6 protein-coding genes are annotated in these 4,415 nt (G+C 65.2%); 2 read left to right on the top strand and 4 right to left on the bottom strand.

What is annotated here, in order from left to right; translation table 11 throughout:
* Both APM_RS08255 and cysE read right to left on the bottom strand, forming a co-directional pair.
* A partial coding sequence (locus tag APM_RS08255) for an aminotransferase class V-fold PLP-dependent enzyme (protein WP_007422907.1) occupies positions 1-465 on the bottom strand: 465 nt, incomplete at its 3' end.
* Positions 440-1,207, bottom strand: coding sequence for a serine O-acetyltransferase (gene cysE / locus APM_RS08250; RefSeq protein ID WP_007422906.1), 768 nt, complete (start codon positions 1,205-1,207; stop codon positions 440-442). The genes APM_RS08255 and cysE, both read right to left, overlap by 26 nt.
* Positions 1,208-1,649: 442 nt before the next feature.
* Here cysE and APM_RS08245 point away from each other — a divergent pair, with 442 nt between their 5' ends.
* Positions 1,650-2,315, top strand: coding sequence for an alpha/beta hydrolase (locus tag APM_RS08245; protein ID WP_011942475.1), 666 nt, complete (start codon positions 1,650-1,652; stop codon positions 2,313-2,315).
* A 56-nt stretch (positions 2,316-2,371) separates the two neighbouring features.
* Here the strand turns inward: APM_RS08245 and APM_RS08240 are convergent, their stop codons facing one another.
* Together APM_RS08240 and APM_RS08235 are read right to left on the bottom strand one after the other, a co-directional pair.
* The gene (locus tag APM_RS08240; protein WP_007422904.1) at positions 2,372-3,169 is read right to left on the bottom strand and encodes a DeoR/GlpR family DNA-binding transcription regulator; all 798 of its coding nucleotides are present in this window, start codon (positions 3,167-3,169) and stop codon (positions 2,372-2,374) included.
* A gap of 240 nt (positions 3,170-3,409) precedes the next feature.
* Positions 3,410-3,859, bottom strand: a complete 450-nt coding sequence (locus APM_RS08235; protein WP_011942476.1) for a MucR family transcriptional regulator — start codon at positions 3,857-3,859, stop codon at positions 3,410-3,412.
* Positions 3,860-4,018: 159 nt separating this feature from the next.
* On the opposite strand from APM_RS08235, the gene APM_RS08230 reads away from it, so the two are divergent.
* Entirely contained in the window at positions 4,019-4,282 is a 264-nt protein-coding gene (locus tag APM_RS08230; protein ID WP_007422902.1) for a sulfurtransferase TusA family protein, read from the top strand.
* Positions 4,283-4,415: the final 133 nt, after the last annotated feature.

Here is a 4,415-nt window from a genome sequence, read left to right as displayed (position 1 = left end):
GATGTCGTTCAGCACGCCAGTTTCGTTGTTCGCCGCCATGACGCAGGCGAGTGCCGGGCGGTGCGCGGCCAGCAGGGCGGCGAAGCCGGCCTGGTCGAGCCGGCCGGCGGCATCGACCGGGGCGATGAGGGCGGCGGGGGCGGCGGCGCGCACGGCATCGTGCTCGGTGGCGCCGATCACGATGGCGCCGCCGCCGGCGAGGCCGTGGATCGCCATCGCGTTCGCCTCGGTCGCGCCCGCGCAGAAGACGACGTTTTCCGGCCGGGCGCCGAGGCGTGCGGCAAGGGCGGCGCGGGCGGATTCGAGCAGCTTGCGCGCGGCCCTGCCATCGGCGTGGACGGAGGCCGGATTGCCGACGAGATCGAAGGCGGCGAGCACCGCCTCGCGGGCTTCGGGGCGCAGCGCCTCGGTCGCGTTGGCGTCGAGGTAGAGGCCCGGCTCAGCCCCGGGCAACGGGCTCGTCATGGTCGGTTTCGCGCGGCCCGGCACGATCCGGTTCGCGCCGCTCGGCATGTTCCGTTTCGCGCCGTTCGGCATGCTCCGTTTCGCGCCGTTCAGCGCGGGCCATGCGGGCCTCGAGGTCGGTCAGTTCGGTGCGCAGCCGCTCGATCTCGCCCAGCAGCGGGTCGAGGCAGGGGTCGCAGGGCGTGCCGTAGGGGTCGAAGCGGGGCTTGGGCGGGCGGGTCGCCGAGCCGCGCTCGACCGGGCGGGCGGGGATGCCGACCACCGTGGTGTTCGCCGGCACGTCGGCCACCACCACGGCGTTGGCGCCGATGCGGGCGTTCTCGCCGATCAGGATGTTGCCCAGCACCTTGGCGCCGGCGCCGATGATGACGTTGTTCGCAACCGAGGGATGGCGCTTGCCGCGCTCGCTCGACGTGCCGCCGAGCGTGACCTGATGGTAGAGATAGACATCGTCGCCCACTACCGCGGTTTCGCCGATGACCACGCCCATGCCGTGATCGATCATGCAGCGGCGGCCGATCGTTGCCCCCGGATGGATCTCGATGCCGGTCGCCATGCGGGCGAGATGGGAGATGAACCGCCCGGCCAGGCGCAGCCGGCGCTGCCAGAACCAGTGCGCGACGCGGTGCAGCAGGACGGCATGCAGGCCCGGATAGCACAGCAGGACCTCGAGATCCGAACGGGCAGCGGGGTCGCGCTGGCGGTAGGCCCGGATGGTCTCACGCAAAAACATGCGGCTCATGCGACATTTCCGTGGAAAATTTCAATCCTATCCACTAATTGTGGATGCCTCCGGCGAGATGTGGCGCTGCGGAGCCGGATTGAAAGCACAGGGAGAAACATTTTTGGCAAGGGCCCGGCCCGGCGAACACGGCGGAATGGCACGGCCCTCCGCTGGCTCTTTGGACTGCCGCATTGAACGGGCCAGACGCGAATCACACGGTTCATCCTTACGAGAGACAATGATTGTCACGTTCAGGAGAGTAGGTATGCAGACCGGACCGGTCAATAATGCGCGGATTATGCCTATATATAGTGGTAGCCTAGTCCGATTTCCCGGATCCGGCGGCACCTGAACGGATTCGCCGAGCGGCCGGGGGGCCGCGTTGACCGGAACCTTCGATATCCGCCCATCCCCGATATCGGATGACCTGACGATCGAGTGAGAAAGACCAGACAAGACCATGCCTGAAGTTATGTTTGCCGGGCCGGACGGCCGACTTGAAGGACGCTATCATCACGCCAAGGACCGCGGCGCGCCGCTTGCCCTCGTGCTGCACCCGCACCCGCTGCATGGCGGGACGATGAACAACCGCATCACCTACACGATGTATCAGGTGTTCCAGCGCCTCGGCTTCTCGGTGATGCGGTTCAATTTCCGCGGCGTCGGCCGCAGCCAGGGCAGTTATGACGGCGGGATGGGCGAGATCAACGACGCCGCCGCCGCGCTCGACTGGATGCAGGCGCTGAACCCGGGACATGGCGGGCTGTGGATTTCCGGCTATTCCTTCGGCGCCTTCGTCGGCATGCAGCTGCTGATGCGCCGGCCGGAAGTGTCGGGCTGGATCAGCGTCGCTCCGCCGGCGGCGCATTACGATTTCGGCTTCCTCGCCCCCTGCCCTTGCGGCGGCCTGATGATCCACGGCGACGCCGACGAGCTGGTGCCCGAGATTTCGGTGCGCAAGCTGGTGGACAAGCTGAACACGCAGAAGGGTGTCGCCGTCGATTACCGCGTGCTGGAGGGCGCCGATCACGTGTTCGCCAACCATGCCGACGCGATCGGCCAGGCGGTGGAGGCCTATGTCAGCGGCGAGATCGCCCGCAAGCACATGGCGCTGGCCGCCGACTGAGCCCCTGATCGCGACGCAGTCCGCAACGCCCGGCCCCGCGAGGGACCGGGCGTTTTTCATGGGGCGCCGGAAGCCGGCCCCGAATCGGCGACATGAAGTTCGATTCCGAGCGTGCCGATCAGCGCGGCGATCGGCGGCGGCGGCGGCTGGTCGGTATAGAGGGCGGAAACCTGCGCGAGCGTGCCGATCCGCACCATCGCCGGGCGGCCGAATTTCGAATGGTCGGTCACCAGCACGACACGGCGGGCATTGCGGATGATCGCCTGCGAACAGATCACCTCGTCCATGTCGAAATCGTAGAGCGCGCCGTCGGCATCGATGCCGGAGACGCCGATGATGCCGATATCGACGCGGAACCGGTCGAACATGTCGCGGGTGGCCTGGCCGGTGATGCCGCCATCGCGGTTGCGCACCATGCCGCCGGCGACGATGACGCGGAAATCGGTGTCCTCGCTCATGATCCGAGCGACGTTGAGGTTGTTGGTAATCACCGAAAGGTCGTGATGGCCGAGCAGGGCGCGGGCCACCTGCTCCGTTGTCGAACCGATATTGATGAAAAGCGAGGCGTGTTCGGGAATGTCCGCCGCCACCATGTCGGCGATGCGCTGCTTCGCCTCGAGATGCACGACGCGGCGGCGCTGGTATTCCATGTTCTCGACGCTGGAGGGCAGGCCGGCGCCGCCGCGATAGCGGCTGAGCTTGCCGTCCGCCGCGAGGGCATTGAGATCCCGGCGGATGGTCTGCACCGTCACGTCGAAATGGCGGGCCAGCGCCTCGATGGTCTGAAATCCGTTCGAGCCGACCAGGGCGACGATTTCGGCCCGCCGGCTGATGGATGCGGAATTGTCCGACACGCGCTTCCCCCTGTTTCAGGCGCGATGCCGGCCGGCCGGCTTTCGCTTGCGAACATCATTGGAGCACGGCGGATCAAAACGCAACCATCGTCCCCGCATCCAGCGCTTTCCGACCCCGAAGGATCGGATGCCATGCCTTATCATATTGACAATCAGAGCGACGGTTCACGGAGACAAAAAAACCCGGCGGACAGTGCCGCCGGGTCGATTTCGTCCGGAGAACCGGAAGCAGGGCGGCGGTCAGTCGCCCTTCTTGCTCCGGGGCGAGCCGGAAGCGGGCGCCTGGCTCGCGGGCTTGGTGCCGAGACCGATCTTCTTGGCAAGGTTGGAGCGCTGCTTCGCATAGGCGGGCGCGACCATCGGATAGTCGTTCGCAAGGCCCCAGCGTTCACGATACTGTTCAGGCGTCAGGTTATAGGCCGACTTCAGATGACGGCGAAGCATCTTGAGCTTCTTTCCGTCTTCGAGACAGATAATGTAGTCGTTGAAGACTGACTTCTTCGGATTGACAGCCGGTTCCAGCGGCGGCGGCGGTTCCTCGACTGGCTGCTCGGTGCCGCTGAGGCTCTGATAGACATCCCGGATGAGCGCCGGCAGCATTTCGGCGGAAACCGAATTGTGCGATACATGCGCCGACACGATCTGCGCCGTCAGTTGAAGGAGTTGCTGGTTATCCTGGCTCTCCGGCATGATTTGTCCTTTTATGAAGTCAAAAACAATGTTGAACTTCCGGCTGATTTGGAACATTTCCGGATGAATTGCAAGAATTTGCCGCAAAAAATCGTCCGAAAGGAGCAGGTAATTCGGGTAACAACTGTTCCATTTTTTGTGCATGATTAGGAAACGGTAATGCAGGACACGAAAATCATGGAACTCCCCGCCCATGACAGGGCAATCGACATTACTGCCGAAACCTGTCCGATGACTTACGTGCGCACGCGACTCGCGCTCGATTCGATGGCGGCGGGCGAGGTTTTGCTGGTCCGGTTGCGCGGCGCGGAGCCGCGGGCGAACGTTCCCCGCGCGGCGTCCGACCAGGGTCACGACCTGCTCGACATGGTCGATCTGCCGGATGGCAGCGCTATTCTGGTGATCCGGAAAGCCGAAGACTGAACAGAAGGGCATCGCGCCCGGCGCCATAGTAATCGCGCCGGCGGCCGGCGGCGATGAAGCCGGCGGCGCGGTAGAGGGCGATGGCCGCGGCGTTATCGGCCTCGACCTCGAGGAACACGGTTTCGGCCCCCGC

The sequence above is a fragment of the Acidiphilium sp. PM genome, from assembly GCF_000219295.1.
GTDB classification, from domain to species: domain Bacteria; phylum Pseudomonadota; class Alphaproteobacteria; order Acetobacterales; family Acetobacteraceae; genus Acidiphilium; species Acidiphilium multivorum.
This window is presented reverse-complemented; position numbering and strand designations above follow the sequence as displayed.

Excerpts from the sequence above, each read along its gene's own strand:
- cysE (WP_007422906.1), bottom strand. The coding sequence starts at position 1,207 with ATGAGCCGCATGTTTTTGCGTGAGACCATCCGGGCCTACCGCCAGCGC.
- APM_RS08245 (WP_011942475.1), top strand. The coding sequence starts at position 1,650 with ATGCCTGAAGTTATGTTTGCCGGGCCGGACGGCCGACTTGAAGGACGC.
- APM_RS08235 (WP_011942476.1), bottom strand. The coding sequence starts at position 3,859 with ATGCCGGAGAGCCAGGATAACCAGCAACTCCTTCAACTGACGGCGCAG.
- APM_RS08230 (WP_007422902.1), top strand. The coding sequence starts at position 4,019 with ATGCAGGACACGAAAATCATGGAACTCCCCGCCCATGACAGGGCAATC.